The organism is Enterococcus mundtii, assembly GCF_013394305.1.
Classification (GTDB): Bacteria; Bacillota; Bacilli; order Lactobacillales; family Enterococcaceae; genus Enterococcus_B; species Enterococcus_B pernyi.
On the sequence record NZ_AP019810.1, the window covers coordinates 913,286 to 934,648 of the forward strand.

A 21,363-nucleotide genomic window follows, 5' to 3' on the forward strand; every position below is an offset into this window, starting at 1 on the left:
ATGCGGAGTGTCTCTCTCTACGCCATGCGATTGCAATGTTGTTCAGTCACACATTCTACAATACCGTACCAGTCGGAGCGACCACTGGCATATTGTAGCTTTACGAGATGTGGTCAGGCATGACAGCCTACAAATTCCACAAGGGCATTCGGTATATTTTGATTATGATTAGTATCAACATATACCGTCTTCTGCTACTCTCACGCGTTTCTTGTCTTATAGATTATTTCTAATCACTTCACGGCGAAGGACTTCTTTGGATGTTTCCATCAGTGTGAAATGCCAATCCCTTAGCAAATCTCTTTACGGGGAGGCTAAGTCTTATCAACTTAGCTTTCTATTGTCGTCCCGACAAGTTCGCTACCTTACATTTGGTCACACTTTGCACACGTTCTTTGCGCTCCAATGCTTTTACACTGGCTTTCCTCTTGTTACCAAGAATAATCACTTGATACGCAACAGTATCCCATTACGACATCAACAATGACTGATTCCCAAACGTTCCTTGACGAGTTGCTTAAACTCTCATACACAAGGTTCTGCATTAGTTTTTTGATAAAAAGAATAAACCTTTTAACATTTTTTTAATGATCATTATTTCATATATTTAGCTGACCTCAACGATATCATTCTTTCTCAACTTTATCATGAGTTAGAAAAATTTTCGTTCCTTAAATTTAAAAAAAAGAAAAAAAGTGGGACAGTCATCAGATATTCTCTGATGATTGTCCCACACTATTTTACTTGATTGAACGCATCAGCAGTTCTTATTGACAAAGAGACCGCATAATTCATTTACTTAACCCACAGACCCTTCCATCTCATAACTAAATATATATAGGTAATGTCAATTGATTTCAATTTAATAAAAGTCCCTATTTAACAGTAGTTTTTATGCCAAAACAGAAAATACGTTCCCCTTGATTTACTTACTTTTATATTTTTTTGTGGCAAATTTGTGGCAAAAATAATGTTATTGATTTCATTTTAAGTCACTATGACTACATGCCTTTGCCGTAGTCAAGAAACATTGGTGGCTGTTTTAGTCCACAAAAAACACCCGCTCGAAAAGAGCGGGTTGTGAAAAAGCAATGTTGTTAGGTGATACAATAAGATTACTATCATTTTAATTATTATTCAACTGTTTTGGTTTTCAGTGGTTGTATCTATTTTTTAAAAGACAATCACTCTGAAAAGTAGCTATCTCATTGAAAACTAAGACCTTCGAGATAAGTAAATTGTCTTAAGCTATAACAATTCTAGTGACTCTCAAATGAAGCTTTCCAATCATACAGACCTCTTTATCTTTTAATTCCTTACGAAAATGTAATGAATAAATCGGACAAAAAAATGGTTAGAAAAAAATTTTTTATAGATAATTAAATGTATCAAAATTAGGAGGTATTTATATGCCAATACTCAAATCTGCTAATCCTTTAAAAGCAATCTCTTTATTAGTAATCGGTGCTCTTGGCACAGCTATATCGGTATTGCACATCACTTGTATCTATATCTTTCATATGGGTGTTGCAGATCCGAACATCCCTCTGTTTGGATCTTTTGAAAAATTTGCTTCTGCTACTTCATCTATCCTTCACATTTCTTCCGACAATCTTTATTTATCATCTCTCTCGTTATTTATCATTTTTTCAATTATTGGATTATTTTTCAATATCTTCACTAATAATAATAAATTGATTTCCATTTGGATTTTAGGAATAAATTTACTTTTTTCTCTCCCTACACTCTTTTATTTCTTCGTTGCATGGGGGATGAATCAGTAATTCTTCCATTGTTAGCACAAATTAAGAAATAGAAAGAGGGTTCCAAAATGACTAATAAAACAGATCGTTTATTAAGAGCATTGCAATCATATCAAGAAGTGTGCTGGATAAATCCAAATTTTGGAGAAAGAAAAACTTCATGTTTTACCCTAAATGATGTGATAGACGCTTCTAAACGGCTACAAAGGTTTGCTCCATACATTGCTAAAGTTTTTCCTGAGACTAAAGCTACTGGTGGTATCATCGAGTCAGAATTAGTTGAGATTCCTAACATGTTGGATAAAATAAAAGAAAAAGAACATTTCGAAACAAACAGTAAACTATATTTTAAATGTGACAATAATCTCCCTGTATCTGGTTCAATTAAAGCCAGAGGTGGAATCTATGAAGTTTTGACGTTTGCTGAAAAAGTTGCGCTGGATTCTGGAAAACTAACAATTGATAGTAATTATGCTATTCTAGCAAATGATGAATTCAAAAATATTTTTTCTAATTATTCAATCGCTGTGGGTTCTACAGGGAATTTAGGTCTTAGTGTCGGAATCATGGGAGCAAAGTTAGGGTTTCAGACGACTGTCCACATGTCTAATGAAGCAAAAAGCTGGAAAAAGCGTTTGTTGAGAGAAATAGGCGTTGTTGTCAAAGAGTACGAAGGTGATTTTAGCAAAGCTGTAGCTTTAGGGCGAGCAGAAACAGTAAACAAATTCCACAGTTATTTCATCGATGATGAAGCTTCAAAAGATTTATTTCTAGGATACTCTGTAGCTGCACTGAGACTACAAACTCAATTAAAAGAAAAAAATATTGAAGTATCTGAAGATCATCCTCTATATGTCCATCTTCCTTGTGGTGTAGGTGGTAGTCCAGGTGGAATTGCCTTTGGATTGTCCTGCATTTTTGGTGATGCTGTAAAAATATTTTTTGTAGAACCTACTCACGCTCCGTCAATGTTACTTGGCCTGTACACAGGATTACACGACAAAATTTCAGTGCAAGATATTGCAATCGATGGTAAGACAGCTGCTGATGGATTAGCCGTCGGGCGCCCCTCACATTTAGTCGGCAAGATCATAGAACCGATTTTATATGCTACTTCTACTGTTCAAGATGAAAGATTATATCAATATCTAACATTGCTTGCGGATAGTGAAAACATCTATGTGGAACCTTCATCCGCCGCTGGGATTGCATCATTTGTGAATATAAATCGAGCATTCGCATTGAAAAAAACTTGGATAAAGTCTGACACACACATAATTTGGGGAACGGGTGGTAATATGGTTCCAGAAGAAGAAATGGCTCAATATTACAAAAAAGGATTGTCTTTACTTAATTTCTAATTATGTAACAATAACAGCAAGTTCAAGTCATTAATCTCGCTAAAAGAACATCGATAACAAAAATACTCAGTTATCGATGTTCTTTTTTTTGGCAATGCTGGGTTACTAGATCATCGCAGGCTAATCTAGCTTACATTTGCTAGATTATTATGATTTGATTCTTTGTTCGTAATATTTGGTTTTTTTCTATTTTGAGAATTGCTTTCATTTTTTGGTTTTACTTTTTGGCTCTTCTTTTCTTTACTATCACTTGACTGTTTATTCTCCTGTTCATTTCTCTTGTTATTAGATTTTTCTTTTTTCTTAGTACCATTTGTGTCACTACTTTGTTTTTTTCTTGGGATCTGTTGTGATTGCTTTGGCGAATGGCTCTTTGGCTTTTCTGACACTTTAGGACCACACGCTGCAAAACTAACTGTCGCTAAAATTCCTAAACATGCTAATAAAAATTTCTTCATATTGACCACTCCTATTATTTTTTTTTGGTACACTTAGAGTGTATAAAAAAGAATAAATTAAACGATGCCTATTTGCTTAAACCATTAATAAGAAACGCTTACATTACTGTCACATTACTTTTTAAACATCCATAGATATGTTTAAATAATTAAGAATATTTCTATTTAGCACTTTGCAGAAGTAAACAAATTCATCTCTTTACAAAATATGAACTTTTTATGAAATTTTTTTGTTTTAAATAGTTTCGCTAAATTTAGTTTTTTTGCTATCCGAAATGATTCATTAGCTCTAAACTTTTATAAAGAAAATTAGGAGGTTATTGTATTGAACGCTAATCGATTAAATACTTCGTCTACACCGATCATCTTATTTTTTATCAGCGGATTAGGTACACTGTTTTCTTTTTTCAATCTAGCTGATTTTCTAGTTTTTAATGTAGGAATATTGGAACCGTCAATGCCAATACATGTTTATAACTTTTATCATATCTTATCAGTATATGCTGCTAAACTTTTATTTTTTTCAGCCAATCAAATATATTTGGTTCTAATTGTTCTTACAATCACGCTTCCAGTTGTTATGCTCTTAATAAATATTAAACAAAATAACTTGAAATCAGATTCAATATTTTTACTCCTATTAAATCTAATTTTTTCACTTCCAATCATTTATCTACTATTTTTTCTTTAAATGAATGGTCAATTTCCGTTGACAACTATGAGTGAGAAAGCTAATCCAAAATATACGTATAGTCAAATGGACATTATATATTCTGTAAAACTAACTATATTATTATAGTAAAAAGACCCACTCCGCAGAGTAGGCAATTAAAAAAAACGTATGGTTAGAATTGTATAATTCCTTTGTTGTCTAAATTACGTATGTTATAATTAGTAAAGAGAGTATCGATATGCACGCTATAGACTTCCCCAAAAGTTCTAGCTATCGATACTCTCTTTTCATAATCACGCCTACAGCTAGTTTAAGGTTAACCTAATGATAATGCAAGCGTTTTGCTAGATTATGAAACATAAAAAAGACCCACTCCGAAAAGTGGGCAAATGATAATATCCTAATCAATGGTTTCAAGGACACTTTTAGATTACTATGATTTTATTTATTTTTCAAGTCATGTGGTTTTTTTGTCGCTTGTTCTCTTATAATGGTTAGGTGCCGATTGAAGATTTGAGCGAGTTACTACAATCGATTAAAAAACAAAAATTCCCTGTCTAACTAAGGACACGACTTCTAGTGTTTTTATTTTTTTGTTCTTTGCTTACTACGCTGATTACTTTTCTTCACTGCTTTTGCAGCAACAACGCTTGATAACAAACCGTCACCCATTACTTTATCTGTAGCTTTTTTTGCAACTTTATATTTCACTGCCGATTTTAGAATACTCAATAGCACGCACCTCCTCTTATACATTCAAATAATATGATAGATTTAAGAATTTTATATGAAATTTGAGATAATTTAACCATAAGTTGTAAAATATTGTTATATTATTATTTGAAGTGATTTTTATTTTCTTGATTTTTATTCTATACTTTTTAAGTTTCACGATGTTTATAACCGGTTGGATAATTCATCAGAAAAAACTTGATGTTGATCAATCGAATTGGAGCATATTCATGATATGTTGTATCCTATTTTCGCTATTAGTACTAGGCGTTGCAATCATGGGTACTTGGATAATGCCTGCTCTTCCTTATATTTAACACTCTTCACACATTGACAATGACTATTCGGAAGTATTGTTTTTATTTATTGTTCAAGTCATGTGCTTTGGAATTTATAACAGATCTGCTCGTTCTATATAATGCGATAAATAAAGATTGAGGATCTGGACGAATTGCTACAATTGATAAAAAAACTCAGCCAAGAATGGTTGACTGAGTTTTTTACTATGTACCCTGTAGGACTCGAACCTACGACCGGACGGTTAATAACTCGCCATATGCTCTGCCTAACTGAGCTAAGGGTACAAATTATTGTCAAAAGGGTCGTCAGAACTATTATCTGGTAGATAGTTTATTTATTATGGTAACAATCTTCTTGTCACTATGACTTAAATATATATAATCGTAAATATAAATAATGAAATAGTTATAGCTAAATTGTATCGAACAATTTTTGTTATTGTCAATGTTACAGATTATTCCTTAATTTAAATTTACAAACACTTACACATTCTTCATTCTTATTACATCTCAATAGTAGTAAGAACCAAACGCGAGTTCATGTAGATATAATAAAAAAACACCCACTCATATAAGAGCGGGCAGCCTCAGGATAAAGAATCTTCTGAATGTGGATACTTAAACTTTACTATCATTTTAATTTAGATTCAAATAATATGTTCGTTTATGTACCCCGCTCCAAAGAGAGGGATGTAAAAAAAGCAATGTTGTTAGGATGATACAATAAGATTACTATTGTTTAATCTATTATTCAACTGATATAATCATTTTGCTGTCTAAAATACGTATGATATAATTATTAAAGAGAGTATCGATATGCACGCTATAGACTTCCCCAAAAGTTTTTAGTTATTGATACTCTCTTTTATAATGGCACCTATGGATATTTTAAGGCTAACCTAAATTTATTGCAAGCATTTTGTTTTTATGTTTTTTCAGATTTTCCCATAAAAAAGACCCACTCCGGAGAGTGGGCTTGGAAAAATAAATCATAAGTATCTAGGACAACTTTAAACTACTATAACTCTATCCGTTGTTCAAGCCGTGTGCTTGAGGCGGTTAGATAAACACTTGTTCTTTTATTATTAGCTAGGCTATGGTAGAAAATCCAGGTGAGTTGATATAGTTAATTGAAGAACTTAAAACATGATATTTCCTAACGATTCTCTCCCAAATATAAAATACTATACTTAATCATATCGTAATCTACATAAAAATCATCATATATCTTAAAATTAGTGAGTGTTCTGACTTATAGCTAACCATTTGGTTAATTAAAATCTCCCTCTTCTCAAAGGTGAGTGAGAGGGGGCGCAATAAAATTTTGCCATATCTTTTAAATTATACACCGAAATAGCAGTTATTGAAAATTGATTATTTCGTATGATTAAGAATAAATCGGTTCGACATCAAGATGAACAAACATTATAATGTAAGCGTACCCAAATATTAAGGAGGTTTTTATATGTTTTCAAAGAAATCTGTTTTTGTTGCCGCTTGTCTCAGTCTCGTTTGTTCAGTTGTATTTTTTGCCTTCCCTAAAGAATCACATGCTCATGGATACGTAAGTACACCAATTAGTCGAGGATATCAAGGTCAATTGCATAATAGAGAATGGGGGTGGACCGCAGCTCATCGAGTTTATGGTAATGTCATTTCAAATCCTCAGTCTCTAGAATATCGGAAAGGCTTCCCTGAAGCTGGACCTAGGGATGGAAGAATTGCTTCTGCGGAGGGAGGTTTAGGTCAGATTAATGATTTTGTTTTAGACGAGCAAGGCGCAGATCGTTGGACAAAGCAGCCAGTAAAAACGGGTAACTTAGATTTAACATGGACATATACAGCGCTTCACCGTACAACAAAGTGGCACTATTATATTACAAAACCGGATTGGAATCCAGATACACCACTTAACCGAGCAGCATTTGAAAAAATTGCTGAAGTATCTCATGATGGATCATTACCAGTTAGAGGCGAAACTCATAACATTACAATTCCAGAAGACCGAATTGGTTATCACATCATCTTGGCTGTTTGGGATATTGCGGATACCCAAAACGCTTTTTATAATGTGATTGATGCAAATATTACACCAGGGTTAGGCATCTAATTTATTCGTCCAAATTAATCCAAGCGATTCTCATTTGAAGAACAATTATAACAAAAGACCCTCTTACTCGAATCTGAGTAAGAAGGTTTTTATTATTCTTTACAAATCGATACAGTTATTTGTAAGTATTAGAGAAATTTTGTTTTTTTCTGATACAACAATTTATAGACATGATTAAAATGATTGAGAGGTATCCAAATGTCAGTAAATACTTATCAGCAAAAAGAAAAATCTCTCTTAAACGACATAGCTCGTTTGGAAAGAAATTTGGCAAACGAGCAAAAAAATATTACTACTTGCGAAAAAAAGATTGTTTCAAACCAATCAATTATTGCTCGTTCTAAAAATGCTTCAACCATTCGAACTAAGCAACGTACAATTGAAATAGAGACTAGAAAGCTTGTTCAAATTAAAAAGAAAATTGCAGACCTCTCTTCAAAGTTAGCAAGAAAGAGAAAAGAATTAGGTGATAATCAAATTAAACTTACCAAAGCAACACAGACAGAAAATGGTAAATTGCAAAAAAAATTACAAAACTCTTACGGAGAACAACTCAAAACAATGCGGCAATTACAGCAAGAAGAGATTAAAGTCATTCATTCGGATGTCTTAAATGACCCTTCTCTTTCTGATAAAGAGTATGATGTTTTTATCTCTTATGCTTCCGAAGATTCAAATTATGTTGATAAATTGGAATCAGCCTTTAATGATGCTGGATTTTCAATATGGCAAGATAGAAGAAGTATTGGCTGGGGAAACTCAATAAGACAATCGATTGATAATGGATTAATTAAATCAAAATTTGGCCTAGTTGTCATTTCTTCAGACTACATCCAAAAATATTGGACTAACTACGAATTAGATGGAATCTTAAGCAAAGAAAGTTCTACGGGTCGTCAAATGATTTTACCGCTTTGGCATAACGTTACTAAAGATGAGGTTGATTCAAAAAGCCCTTCCCTTTCTAATAGATTAGCTTTAGATACCAGACTTAACACTATAAGCGATATTATTGAATCATTTAAAAATTTAATCGAATAAACCTAACTTATATAGCAAATCAACTAATCTGTAAAAATCATAAGAGCCTTTGCTATTCACTCCAACGTAGGGAAGCGGGTTAAGTCCTTTTTTTTCTGCAGCTTTTACCGACTCTAACGACCACGCCGGCTCATTACTAAGCAGAAGTTTCATTAATAAATTTTGATTAAACTCTAACCGTTTGATTTTATTTTCCAGCATATCTATTTTTAATCTCTCGTCCAAAATAAATCATCTCCATCTCTTTATGTATTTTGCCCTACTCTCGTAGGGCTATTTTTTATCGCTTAGGAATCGTCAAAACATACTCAGGGAATCGAATGTCGACTGTTTGTCCATTGATCGTATTTCCATTCGGATCGTTTGTTCGTCGTAACATCGGAAAGACTCTTTTCCCTGCAAATTTTCGGATATCTAGTGTGCCATCCAAACCAAATCGCAGGCCACTAGGTAATCCATATGCTGCATTCACATCATCTCTGATAATACCGGCTGATTTACAACGTCCAATTTCGACATTCGGATTGTCGGCATCCATCCAGAAGACATATCCCTGATTTAAATACGCTGCACCATTTTGCGGAACCAACCATCCAGCAATCCGGAATGTACCTAGTCGTAACTCGTTGAACACTTCTAACTTACCTACATAGTTCCCACTCGTTTTTGGTGGGCTCACTAAAATAATTTGATCATGCGTTAAGTTATTCCCAGATCGTAATCGTTCACGAACCGTATTCATATTGATACCTGGACAGATATTCGAGGCATGGCCGCTGAATTCGTTATGCCCTAGTACATCGTTGACGGATAAACCAAAACGTTGCATAGCCGCCTTTGCTCGTTCTTCAAATGCTTTTTCTTGTTCAGCTGTAAATGAGCCATTGCCAACAAGGCAAATGTGGTAAGTTGGTGTATTATGTCCACTTATACCATTTGTCACATCATTATCGAAGTAGCACCATTGTACGGTACCATCTCGTAAAATGATTTCATGATAGCCACCTGTTCCCCAGCCTAATGTGCCATTCCAATGGTTCTGAAACGCCCAAACGTCTCCGGTTGTTGTTGCAGAATGGTGACGAGCAATTTTAGTTACTTGAGAAACATTTCTTTTGGCATTGGTTGGTCCTAAAATTCTTGAATCGCCTCTTAAATCTTGGATTTTTGTCATAATCAATTCCTCCTAATTTTTTATATAAAAAAACAGCCCTTTGGCTGTGTTTTTCCTTTGCTAATTTGTCATTCTTCCGACTGAATAACACTGTTTCCTAAATCAAATAATCCACCAGCGGCTAATCCTGAAACAGCTCCGGCCCATGCGTAAATCGCTAAATCTTGTGGTGCTAGGGTCACTGCGTATAAAACACCTAACAAAATACCCGCAATCACATTGATCACGGGCAAGAGTTTGTAATCCTTCATTTGTGTTTTAATTAACCCTGTGACACCGACGACTAGTGGTGTAATAATACTTGCAGCAGCTAAGATTTCTGTCATTTTATTTTCTCCCCTTTCCAATTTGTTTAAAAATAGATCTGATTTGTTCTTCAATAATTGAAAGCCGATTGCCATAGTCAATCTGACTTTTTTCTACCCGAATGATCGTCTTTTCTAATTTTCCTAACGTGTGATCAAGTTTCGTGAACATCGCATAAAATTTCGCCACACCTACGATCAATGTGCCGCCGAGTGTTATGATCGCTATCCACTCCCCGATAGTAATTCCTTCCATAAGTCACCGCCTATTCTACTTCTCTCAGTAGTTTTTTTAATTGTTTTTCAGAAATTGCTAACGGCACAAACATTCGGACTTGTTCGGCAGTGAAAAAACCTTGGCGATACATTCGTTCAATTTGTTCATAACTAAACATCTTGGAGCGCCTCCTTTACTTCGGCCAACTGATTGGCAAGTTGGATATCATTCATCATGAGTGTGGCATTCAGTTGTCCCATCTGTTGAATCTGTTCACCTTTACATTCATCTTGCTTTTTTAATTCTTCATACAAACATTCAAGATTTTCCAATTTTTCACGAAGTGTTGCGTTTTCTAATTCTTGCCAACGGTTTTCTGTCGGAATAAAAAACTGATCTGCTAATTCAATTCCTTTTAATGGTGGGACATCTGTATACGGAACAGATATCACACTATCGTCCAAGACTTTCCCAACATACTTCCCGCCTGTTCGTCCATACTGCCAAATTGATTTCATATTTTCCTCCTTTTATGTTACCAAAACTTCTTTGATATACACTTGATCAACACCCCAATTATTCACTGAAGCAGTGGTAAAATTAGTTTCTGTCACAAGCGTGACATGTTCTCCAGCATTAAACTTTCTTACACAAAACCAGCCAACATCATTGCGCCAATTCAATGAACCAGCGATACCAGCTACACGCCAGTCGCTCGCTCCGTTTACACGCATCCCAAGATAAGCATGGTAACTGTCATCGTTCGTTTGACAGGTAAATTTACCGACAAATTGGAGCGCACAGTTTTTTAGAATCGTTAAAGTTTTATTATCTTCAGATAGTGTAAATAAATCATTCGTTTTTGATCGCTCATTATCATAAGCATACGGATTACCCCAATTTAAAACAGTGCCATTCGAAACAGGTACTCCTACTAATCTTCCACCAATTAAGGATATTCCAAACTTTTCAGTTGATATACGTTCACCTTCAATATAAGGATGGTCACAAAAATCCTTTGTTCCTTCAATAGACTGTGGCTCTGTCAGACTTACTTTGTCGTTCAATCTTTTTTCAGTGTACTCAGGTGTAACATCCCAGCTATAGTCGTATAGATTATTACTGTCTTTCAAACCTTCACCAAAGTACTTGTAGAATGCGATTGGTGGTGTTGCCGTATCTCCTTTTTCTATTTTTATCCAATCAATTCTGACAGCCCCTGTTGTTCCAGAAGGCATCTGATATATCCTTAGGTTACTTGGTGAGGCACTACCTGTTAGGTTATCCGCTGTTGGTGTAAAAGTAATTCTCCAAGTATCTGCTACGCCCTCTACTGGTAACATATCATCTATCCTACATCTACTCTCTTGACCTGTAATGTATACTCTAAATGATTGTGTGGTAGGTTTCGTACCTTTCAATGTTAACGTATAGGGTTGTCCTACAATAAAGTTTTCTGTCATATCCTTAGCGTAAAAAAGCCAAGCATTAGATGAGTATGGGAAGGGTTGTTCCTTATTACCCAAATTAGCATTCAATGGTACTTTTGAAATCTGATAAGGTGCAATTAATAGATTAGGTTGATGCGGTGTAGCATCTGCACCTTCTTCTATTTTTAGCTTTCTTATTTTAAGTGTTCCTGTTGGGATTGTCGTGTTACTTACCGTTTGCCAAGTAAAATATAATACTTTAGGCTCACGGCCTTGATAATCTATAGTCGAAGTCCCTTTCACCGTAACCCATGTATTTCTAGGCACATCACGTGGTAATCGTGAAGTTTGTATAAGAACTTGTCCACCATCTGTATAAGCATAGTTAGCAAAAACTTGTGTAACATCCCCTGTATAATCAGCCCCCACATACATTTCGCAACTCATCGTATACTGTGTTTTATCCTTTAAGTACACACTTGTTTCCGGGTTAGTATTCCATTTGACTAATCTTCCACTACCGTCCATTACAACGGTATATTCACCGTTTTCATATGTTACCGCACCACCGTCTCCCCATTTAAATGTATCTGAGTCAGTCATAGCTAGGTTAGGATTCCCTGAATAGTCGAAATTACCAAAATCAATGCTGTTTGAGTACATCCGTTTTAGATTACCTAGCTCGTTGATTTGTTGCTCAGTTTGATTAATTTTTTCATCCAGCATTTTTACTTTTTCTTCCAAACTAACCGATTGGTCATTTGCTCGAGCAAATAGTTTTTCAATCTCCTGTTTGGTTGAATCCGTCAATTCTTCGACTTGCTGGGCAAACCAATTAAACCCATTGAAGTAATAGGCATCAATTTCATTTGTCGTTTCTTCCAAAGGACTACGATGGATCCTGAACCTAAATCGTCCAGCAGTATCAAGGGACTGTTGATTTGGAAAGTTTACATAAACAGAACCCTCTACAACTCCCTGATACCCTAAAATATTCTCTTCTAATACAACATGCACATGACCATTGACCGGATCATCTACCACAGCTAAATAATCATGTCTCGCTAGCCCATCCTCGGCCGTCTCCAAAGGAAACGTTAATCGAATTGGAATAAGTGTTCCTTTCGGGATAGAAAAAGCCACTCCTTCATTTTTTAAAAAGAAGTCGATTTTTGCCGTTCCACGGTCATGAGAATAAAAGGTGGTCCCGTTGTCAATGATAGCTTGTTGGACCGTATCAATAACAATGGGTTTGTTTGCCACCTTAAAAAACTGATTTTCTTCCATTTACAACACCGTCCCTTTAGTTACAATCAGTCCGACACCTGCAGTTTGAGTCGCTGTACTAGCAAAACCAGAAGGCGTGGTTCCTCGTAAAGTCGCTGAGTCACAACGAAAACCTACGGTATTTCCAGAACCCGAAATATCTCCCACGTTAATTTCTGCCATAAGTCGTGAATGAATCGCAAGCGCTTGGTTCACAAAAGTAGTTCGTCCATAAACATTCATCTTCGAGGCCCCGCCACAGTAAAGCGCATTATAAGATGCTTGTTGGGTAGACTCCCCAAATTTACAAGAAGCGATCGCCATATAACCGCCTTGCTCATTCATGATCCCATATCTTCTGCCTTGGAAAATAGGAGCATTCGCAGTATCCACTATTTGAATACCTAAAATTTGAAAATAGCCACTACAGAAGAAAAAGCCAATACTTCTGACTTTTACAGGCAAATCACGAGTAGCTGGAGCTAACGTTTCTTGACTTTGAATGGTGCGAATAACCAATGTACTCCCCTGAATATTCGCTAATCGGACATCTTCTAAATACACCCCGTCTTCTACCCAGATAGTAATCGAAGAAAGATTTAAAAGTGGAATCATATTGACGGCCATTTGGATGGTTTGAAAAGGCCGTTCCTCTGATCCAACTCCTGTCCGATCATCCCCTCGTGTAGCAGAAACGTAGATGTTTAATGTTGCTGCACTAGGTGAAAACAGTTGTTGAATGACTTCGTTAATCTGTTCGACTGAAGCCCCTTGATTGGCTAATTGAAATTTTAGCTCACGTATTCGCCTAGCAACACCTTGTTCTCCGCTTAATAATCGATCGTTTAAGGTTGGGTGTGCCGTACCCTCATGATCCACTCGTGCATCTACCACTTCAGTTGGTGAATTTCCTCCGACACTAAGGACTAGATTAGAAATACGTTGGTTGGTGGCACGCTGTTGTGTATGGATTGAGTCGACTTCTTGTTTTGTTTCACGGACATTATGGTTAAATAGTTTCTTCCATTCACTTGAAATCCGATTACTGATTAATTCTTTTAAATTCATTACACCACTCCTTTCTGTCGTAATTGAACCAATAGTTTCGTCATTGTTTTTTTAGTGTTCGAGAGAACCACTTCAGGTGGTTTCTTCGGTACTAAGGGAAATGTTTTAAGCCCAACTACTTGGATATACGTAGAAATTCCCATCGGCTCGTAAATAAAGGGAACATGATCGCCTTTTTGTATTGGCGTCTTCCACTTCAACTTAACAACACCTGAAATATTTGGTGTATCTTGTAGTTCATTTCTTAAGCGTTCCATCATACTTTCCTGATGATGATAGCGTTCATCTCGAACAGGATCTTGAATTCGAATCCCCCATTTTGCCGATTCTTGACTGGTAAGTGTGACTGGAGGAAAAACATAATCACTCTCCCGAGGATTATCTGTTTCCACACCTTCTTTTAATGCGCCAAATCCACGAATCTGGGTTTTTAAGTTGTACGTGTCGATATCGAATGTCACTTCATCCGTATTATGCTTAAATCGAATCGGCTCATGGACTTTTTTTCCAAACGCATCTGCAGACATAAAGCGTAAATGTTTATTATCCGGAACAACAACTAAACGAAAGTCCTGTAGGACTTCATTGATCAACCGTAAATAATTCGCATCTCCAAAGTTTTCCTTATCGGTTGCTGGAAACCCACCGCTTAACTGCCAAGTAAAACCACGAGCACCTGTTCCTAGTATGTGCATCAAGAGTTGCATCGGGGTTCGCCGACCCGTAATTTTATTGTATTGATACCCGTGTTGAATCGTGTAATAGACATGTGTCGCCACTACTCTTTTATACACCGCTTCTCCAACTGCCGACTCTTGCATTTCTTTGATGACAAATTGTTGGCCTTGAAAGATGACAGAAGACTCGTAAGTCACTAAATCATACACAACACTATTTCGAACTGTTTTTCGAATAACAAAACCGACTTCCCACGTTTCGTTCATTTGCCAGTTTTCATAAAAAGACCCCTGATCGTAATCGGTCAGGAGTTCTTCTTGTGTTTCTTCATAATTTCGAATCGTTAACATTGGTTCACCTACTTATAAAGAAATCGGAAATCCCATTCGGATTTCACACGACTGATATTTTGTAATTCAATGTGATTTTCGCCGGGTGCTAATGTAATCACTCCATGGTTCGTATCAATACCGCAAGAGACCCCATTTTTACGCGGATAGACACTTTCTAGCACTAAAGATTCTCCGTAGCGACGATGCAGTGGCGGGTAATAAATAAAACGATCACCGGTGGTTCGATTGAACAAGATAAACTCTCCGTCTGATTCCCCTTCGATTCGAATCGTTAAGTCATGTTCTCTGGGATCAATCGTGAAATCTCCCCCGTTAAAAATAGTAAACCGACTCGTTTCATGGGTATATTGATACTCTTCTGCCACTAAACCTTGTGAAAATTGCCAGTCCTCTTCTAAGTCAAAGTTAGACTGAGTACTTGCGATTGATTCGGAGCTCCCAGGGAACACCGTGAAAGAAAGGGCGAACATTCCTTTTTGAGGCATGATTTTTTGTACTTCCCAGGGCTCCGGAACAACTCTAAATCGTTTCCCAGGCTCTCCAGAATAGCAAATGTAGTAAGGATCCTCTCTGTAAAATAAACTTCTCATCTCGTTAACGACCAGTCGCCAATCGTACAGATTTCGCGAAGCCAATCGGAAAACCAAGAAGAATGGAAAGCTGTCGTAGGCAAAGTTAACCAGGCGACTTCCATCGCTTCCTGAAAATTGTTCAAAATGATACACAGGCTCAGGAGAACCCGGGCCCACATCTGCAATCCTTATCCCTTCAAATAAAGCGTTGAAATGGATAGTTCCTTCTTCACAGATTAAATAAATTTGTGTTTCATCATGCAAAACCCACACCCCCTGTGTATTGTCTTTTATACATTTGTCTTCCTAGAGATTGGTCAAAAGTACTGGAAATCTTCTCTCCATCTAGGATTGAGTTCACCTTGATTGGACGACTATTCAGCACCCGTGCCAACTCAGCCATATCTACTGATGAAGATTGGTGGACAATCGTTTGACTGATTTTTTCGTTGGAAAGCTCTCTCCACATACGTGCAGAACCTAAAGCAACTTCTGGCGTGGTAATTTTCAACATGCCCGCCGACAAGTTATCTATCTCTTGGTAAACAACTCCTGCATATTTTTCGATACCTGCGGCAACCCCCTCTGGAATCCACCGTCCAACCTCGTTCGCCATGACTTTCGAAGGACTATTTATATCCAATGCGCTTTTCATGGTGGCGGCAACCTGATTGGCAATTCTATTTGCGGTTGCCAATACAGATGCTGTACCGGCATTTAATCCAGCATTCAATCCAGCCATAGCATCACGACCCACTCCATTTAGCTGGTTAGGCAATCCTGAAAAAGCAGATACAACCGCCGAGCTAGTTCTTGATGCAGTTAAAATAGGTTGCCTTACAGATGAATTCATTCCACTATTTAATGAACTAATTGCGTTGCGACCTGTCATTTGCATCTGATTTGGCAACTGATTGAAGGATTGTACAATCCTATTTGATATATTTCTGGAAGTTGCGACAACCCTGCTCGACTCTGCCATCATTCCAGAATTCAACCGACTCATAATATCTCGACCAATCGATTGAAATTCACTTGGCGTATTAGTAAAGGTACGTATCAAATTGCTATTCAAAGCTTTCACAGTAGCTAATTGTACTTGCGATCCACTTTGGAAACTCATATTCATAGAATTCATACTATTGGAAGCTACCATAGGAAGCGCACTCAACGCGTTAGCTACATCAGGAACAACTTGATTAAAACTTACTGTCATATTTTTGATACCAATGTCAGTTTGTTTTACCATTTGGTCAACCAACTTATTTACTTCCGCAACAACCACTGGACTAGTGGCTGCGATTCCCGTTGCAAGACCTTCTCCCACTGCTTGTCCGTACTCAGCATAGATACCTTGGTTCATATGGCTAGATAGTTCATTATTTGGAGTGTCTGCGACAGCTTTAGCACTTTGTTGCACAGCCTCTTGACTGCTATCAATCCCTTGTGCTATCCCTCGACCTACCTCTGTTCCACTTTCCTTAGTTTTTTCTGTAGTCATCTCAGCTTGAATAGTATTTTCTGGTATCATTCCTATAGCTTTGGCTGCTAACTCAACATCAGCATTAGATTGATTAATTCCTTCACTTAATCCTTTACCTGTTTCTTTACCAGTCGGAATATAACGATTTGCTTGTATGGTTTCCTGAAACATTGTTTCTGGAGTTTGTGCTACTTCTTTAGAAGCTTCTTCTACTGAAGTAATATTATCTAAAATTCCTTGCCCCAATTTTGTTGGTGGTGCTGTACCCATTGAGGCGTAGTCTGTTTGTTCTAGTTGAGGGCCCATAACTCTCTCTGACGTTTGAGCAACTTCCTTTGCTGCTTCCTCTACTTTGGCGGTTGCCTCTACCATCCCATCCCCAATTTCTTCGACAGGTTGACGTCCCCACTGTGCAAAGTCTCGCCCCTCTGTTCCTCTCCGTAAAGATGCCTCACTTTTTTCTGGAATTAATCCAAATTTTTCAGCAACAGTTTCCGTTTCTTCACCAACGATATTCCCCATACTCGCCATCGCTTGCTTCATCGTTGCATCCGCAGTCCCATTTAAATCACTAATGTGCTGTTGTGCTGTTTCTGGTAATTTACCTAATTCAAGATCTAAATTTTCAACAAACCACGCCGATTGTTCAGCTGATATTTTTGGTAGGTCCTCCATATGAAGACCCATTTGTTCCAGCAGTTTTTTTGTATGTTCTCCACCTAACTCCGCTAATGAACTAAGATTTAACCCCATCTCATCTACCATCTGTTGCGTTTGTAATGCACCTGCTGGACCTAATTTTTCAAGTTGCATAATAATGCCATCATCTACACCGGCCTTCGCCAAAATGGCAACATTGGTAGACCACGTTCTCATAGCTTCAGCATTTTTTTGTAGATTTTCTTTCATTTGATCTAAGCTTATCGCTTCTTGTTGTTCAATCTGCTTAAAAGCATTCCCTGATTCTTCTACCAGCTTTTTGTACATGCTATTCATAGATTCCAAGGCAGCTTGTTGTGCATCAGATAGAACATTCCATGAAGTAATCATCTGAGAATTAGCTTCTGAGACTGTCTCTGCGACTGCTCGCCTTTTCTCTTGCTCCTCCGTGTACAATTGATTTCGTTCAGATTGATTTTCAACAAGTAAACTTTGAAGTTCATCTTCCTTCTGAGACAGTCCTTCCAGCGATTCTTTAACCTTTTTCTTTCCATCCACGCCAGATTCTGAGGCTTCTTTCTCTAATCTCATACGTTCTTTGGCTACTTCAGTTAATGAGGATTCAATGTCTGCAGCTTCTTGATTCAACGTCTTTTGTCGTTCGGTTAGCCGATTGACTTCTTCCATTCCTTTAGAAGCTTCAATCCGTTTGTTTATTTCTTCTGTGGTTGCATTAAGCAAGCCTGTTTCTTCGTCGTAAGAGAGATTTAGACCAGTCACTGAATTATTCAGTTCATCAACTGTATCAGCCATCAATTTTTTATCCGCAGCCGATTTATCTTCAATTGCTGAAAGCCTTTGTAATTCAGCTGCTAGATCCTTGTTTCTTTCTGTATTCGACTCGATCACTTTAGCTTGTGATTCAAATTCTTTTGCACTGGACTGGGTTGACTTTCCGACATTATCTAGATCGTCTTTTAATCCATCTAATTCACTTGCTAATTCCTTAGTTTTTTTTCGAGCATCAAAGAAGTTCATTCCCATCTTGGTAGCTGCATATCCTGCTGCACCTAACGCCACTACCCCTAGAGCTAATGCAGGATTTAGTATTAATGCTTTAGCTACTCCAAGTGCTTTTGTAGCCGCTACAGAAGCACTAGTTGCAATAGCATAAGTTTTTTGTGCTGCAATAGCACCTTTAAGTGAAGCCGCATTGGTTGTATTAGCACCTGATGCCAACTTAGTTGCAACTGTATTAACATTAGTAGCCATTGTGGCAGCAGAAGTAGCTCCAGTTAAATATTTCAACATTTGGATAAAACTTGTTGTTCCTATAGCTACTTTCTGTACAATAAGTAGTCCACCAAATGCAGTTCCTAATCCGATAATCACTGGTGAAGCCGTCACAGCTGCGTTCTTCACAGCAATAACCCCACCGGTCATCGTATCAACAGCCGAAACAACAGGAGGGATTACACCAGCAATCCCATTTAGCGCACCTTCAAATGTTTTACCAAATCCTTGGATGTTTTCTTTCATCGAGCCAAAACGTGTTTCTGAGAATGCCTCGTCCATAGATGCGATAATATTTGCTGTTCCTCGGCTTGTTGCAGTAGCCATATTGGCAAACGATCCTGCCCAAGTATCCCCAGCTTGTTGAGCCATTCCAGAAACCGATGTGAATTCATTCCCACCATCACGCATAGCCTGTTCAACCGTATCAAAAAACTCATTGGCACTAATTTCGCCATCACGCAACGCATCACGAATACTTTGCATACTCATACCAGTCGCATCTTCATAGATTTTCCAAGGATCTACTCCACGGCGAACCATACGATCCATTTGTGCCATGTTAACCGTTCCGGTTGCTCGCATCTGGATCATTGCATCCATCACATTATCCATTGTTTCTGCAGCGCCATCACCATACATGGCAACTGCATCACCCCAGATTTGATAACTTTTCGTCGATTGTTCTAATGAACCATTTTGCATCACTAAACGTTGAACTGTCTGTGCCGCACTATCCAGCATGTAGTTTGTACCAACAACGACATCTCGAACGCCTTCCATCCCTGCAGCTGCTTCTTCTGAGCTGCTTGTTAAACGGGTCATCGTATTTTCAAAGTTATTCAAAGTATCAATACGACCAAATGCACCATCTAATGAACCTTTAGCCATCGTTAGTGCTGTAGTTGCTCCTTTTGTGATCAACATTGCTGCACTTAGTTTGCCCACAGAGCCTGTTAACAAATTGGCTTTTGGCTCTGGTTGAGAAAAGGAGGTACTCATTTTAGCACCAGACTTTTCTGCTTCATCACCCAATGACGTAAGATCCTTTTTCATCGCATCAACCGCATCACTGACAGTCTTTGCTCCGTCTTTGGAACCAGCTTCTAAACTAGTCTCAATGCTCTTTCCTGCCTTAGTTGCTGATAATTCAACAGGACGAACCATCTGCGCAGAGGACTTTTCTATAGATCCAAGAGCGCTAGCTGCTTGCTTGGAACCTGCTTCAAACGAATTACCGATGCTTCTACCTGCCTTAGGTGACGTCGCTTCAATACTGGCTAACATGTTACTGCTTGATTTCCCGATACCATCTAAAGCGCTAGTCGCCTCCTTGGCACCAGATTGAAAGGAGCCACCAAGCTCTTTACCAATTTTAGGTGCAGAAGATTCCACAGAAGAAACCAAGCTTGTGACTGATTTAACGACACTGTCATTGGCCTGATTGGCATTTTTGGCACCAGAATCAAAGGATTCACCCATGATACGTCCTGACTTAGCTAGTTCAGTGCTCGTCGTGGAAGTTAGATCTGCCACTCCTTTAGCCACGCTATCTGTTGCGGTATTAGCGGCCTTAGATCCCACTTCGAAGTTTTCGCTTAATGATTTCCCAGCTTTGACAGTAGCCGTATCAGTCGATCTTCCCAAATCAGTCATCGACTGTTCAACTGAATCTACTGCTTGATTAGCAACTTTCGCTCCTGTCTCAGTATTGGCACCCATATTATTACCAATTTTTTTTGTAATATCATCAGCATTTTTTCCTAACTGTCCAAAGTTTTTTTCAATTGAACTTATTACATTAGGAACCTGCTTGGCGTCGACATCAATCAGAATACTTATTTTGCCATCTTTAGTCATTATCTTCCTCCTCTCTATCAGTATTTAAGGCATAGTATCTTTGTAAATCTGTCATATCTTGCTTATATTCTTCTGAATCATTATTTCCTGGTTTCCAAGCTCGAATCTGCATAATTCGTTTAAGTGGGGTGTCTGAAGGCAGATTATGTAAAAGAGCTCTAAATTTGGACCAAGTCAGTATTCCCTGTTTATCAATTAAATCGATGTTATATGCTTGGATAAAAGAAGCGTAAATAGTCTCTGCATCCGCTGATATATCTATTAATTGTTCGTGCTCTTCCACAGAAAGTGGCTCTCCGTAAAAACTATATTTAATGAACGGTGGAACTTCCTTATGGATAAATTGGTCGTAAATAAATACCCATAGACTAAGTGCATCCTCAGATTGATAGCAACCTTCACCAATTAATAAGTCTAGACATAGACAAGCTTTCTCATAATCAGTGAATATTGCCTCGTTTAACACATCAAAAGCATCTAATACAATATCAAATGACAAATTAATCAAATACTCACGTTCTTTATAAAAAAAGGAAGTGACTTCTGGGTCATTTAACCTCATGTCAC

General features: G+C 37.5%; 17 protein-coding genes, 1 tRNA gene and 1 pseudogene. 4 read left to right on the forward strand and 15 right to left on the reverse strand.

What is annotated here, in order from left to right:
- The first annotated feature begins 1,409 nt into the window (after positions 1-1,409).
- Both HZ311_RS04355 and HZ311_RS04360 read left to right on the forward strand, forming a co-directional pair.
- Positions 1,410-1,784, forward strand: a complete 375-nt coding sequence (locus HZ311_RS04355; RefSeq protein ID WP_041684275.1) for a hypothetical protein — start codon at positions 1,410-1,412, stop codon at positions 1,782-1,784.
- A 47-nt stretch (positions 1,785-1,831) separates the two neighbouring features.
- Positions 1,832-3,124, forward strand: coding sequence for a D-serine ammonia-lyase (locus HZ311_RS04360; protein WP_178946483.1), 1,293 nt, complete (start codon positions 1,832-1,834; stop codon positions 3,122-3,124).
- Between the two features lie 125 nt (positions 3,125-3,249).
- Here HZ311_RS04360 and HZ311_RS04365 read toward each other — a convergent pair whose 3' ends face one another.
- The 3 genes from HZ311_RS04365 to HZ311_RS04375 all read right to left on the reverse strand — a co-directional run bounded on the left by HZ311_RS04365 (position 3,250) and on the right by HZ311_RS04375 (position 5,571).
- Positions 3,250-3,582, reverse strand: a complete 333-nt coding sequence (locus tag HZ311_RS04365) for a hypothetical protein (RefSeq protein WP_023520188.1) — start codon at positions 3,580-3,582, stop codon at positions 3,250-3,252.
- A 1,258-nt stretch (positions 3,583-4,840) separates the two neighbouring features.
- The gene (locus HZ311_RS04370) at positions 4,841-4,987 is read right to left on the reverse strand and encodes a hypothetical protein (protein ID WP_023520189.1); all 147 of its coding nucleotides are present in this window, start codon (positions 4,985-4,987) and stop codon (positions 4,841-4,843) included.
- A gap of 506 nt (positions 4,988-5,493) precedes the next feature.
- A tRNA-Asn gene (locus tag HZ311_RS04375) sits at positions 5,494-5,571 on the reverse strand.
- A gap of 1,180 nt (positions 5,572-6,751) precedes the next feature.
- Here HZ311_RS04375 and HZ311_RS04380 point away from each other — a divergent pair.
- Positions 6,752-7,378: pseudogene (locus HZ311_RS04380) on the forward strand (lytic polysaccharide monooxygenase); the annotation flags it as partial.
- 216 nt (positions 7,379-7,594) lie between these two features.
- Entirely contained in the window at positions 7,595-8,437 is an 843-nt protein-coding gene (locus HZ311_RS04385; RefSeq protein WP_023520191.1) for a TIR domain-containing protein, read from the forward strand.
- Here HZ311_RS04385 and HZ311_RS04390 read toward each other — a convergent pair.
- From HZ311_RS04390 to HZ311_RS04445, 12 genes are all read right to left on the reverse strand, one after another.
- Positions 8,426-8,662 (reverse strand): hypothetical protein, encoded by a 237-nt coding sequence (locus HZ311_RS04390; protein WP_023520192.1) that lies wholly within the window; start codon positions 8,660-8,662, stop codon positions 8,426-8,428. The genes HZ311_RS04385 and HZ311_RS04390 overlap by 12 nt on opposite strands.
- A gap of 55 nt (positions 8,663-8,717) precedes the next feature.
- Entirely contained in the window at positions 8,718-9,611 is an 894-nt protein-coding gene (locus HZ311_RS04395; protein ID WP_023520193.1) for a peptidoglycan recognition protein family protein, read from the reverse strand.
- Between the two features lie 68 nt (positions 9,612-9,679).
- On the reverse strand, positions 9,680-9,937 hold the full coding sequence (locus HZ311_RS04400) for a holin (RefSeq protein ID WP_023520194.1): 258 nt from the start codon (positions 9,935-9,937) through the stop codon (positions 9,680-9,682).
- Position 9,938: 1 nt separating this feature from the next.
- Positions 9,939-10,172: a hypothetical protein gene (locus HZ311_RS04405; protein WP_023520195.1), complete on the reverse strand. Its 234-nt coding sequence runs from the start codon at positions 10,170-10,172 to the stop codon at positions 9,939-9,941.
- 10 nt (positions 10,173-10,182) lie between these two features.
- Positions 10,183-10,311 (reverse strand): XkdX family protein, encoded by a 129-nt coding sequence (locus HZ311_RS04410; RefSeq protein ID WP_023520196.1) that lies wholly within the window; start codon positions 10,309-10,311, stop codon positions 10,183-10,185.
- Positions 10,304-10,651, reverse strand: a complete 348-nt coding sequence (locus HZ311_RS04415; RefSeq protein ID WP_023520197.1) for a hypothetical protein — start codon at positions 10,649-10,651, stop codon at positions 10,304-10,306. The genes HZ311_RS04410 and HZ311_RS04415 overlap by 8 nt, the downstream gene beginning before the upstream one ends.
- A gap of 12 nt (positions 10,652-10,663) precedes the next feature.
- Positions 10,664-12,850 (reverse strand): BppU family phage baseplate upper protein, encoded by a 2,187-nt coding sequence (locus tag HZ311_RS04420; protein ID WP_137072730.1) that lies wholly within the window; start codon positions 12,848-12,850, stop codon positions 10,664-10,666.
- A complete protein-coding gene (locus tag HZ311_RS04425) occupies positions 12,851-13,897 on the reverse strand; it encodes a hypothetical protein (protein WP_178946484.1) in 1,047 nt (348 codons plus the stop codon).
- A complete protein-coding gene (locus tag HZ311_RS04430) occupies positions 13,897-14,925 on the reverse strand; it encodes a phage tail protein (RefSeq protein WP_178946485.1) in 1,029 nt (342 codons plus the stop codon). The genes HZ311_RS04425 and HZ311_RS04430 overlap by 1 nt, the downstream gene beginning before the upstream one ends.
- An 8-nt stretch (positions 14,926-14,933) precedes the next feature.
- Complete coding sequence (locus HZ311_RS04435; protein ID WP_178946486.1) at positions 14,934-15,764, reverse strand: phage tail family protein; 831 nt, start codon at positions 15,762-15,764, stop codon at positions 14,934-14,936.
- The gene (locus HZ311_RS04440) at positions 15,757-20,796 is read right to left on the reverse strand and encodes a tape measure protein (protein WP_178946487.1); all 5,040 of its coding nucleotides are present in this window, start codon (positions 20,794-20,796) and stop codon (positions 15,757-15,759) included. Before HZ311_RS04440 ends, HZ311_RS04435 begins: the two co-directional genes overlap by 8 nt.
- The gene (locus HZ311_RS04445) at positions 20,789-21,358 is read right to left on the reverse strand and encodes a Gp15 family bacteriophage protein (RefSeq protein WP_137072740.1); all 570 of its coding nucleotides are present in this window, start codon (positions 21,356-21,358) and stop codon (positions 20,789-20,791) included. Before HZ311_RS04445 ends, HZ311_RS04440 begins: the two co-directional genes overlap by 8 nt.
- Between the last annotated feature and the right edge of the window lie 5 nt (positions 21,359-21,363).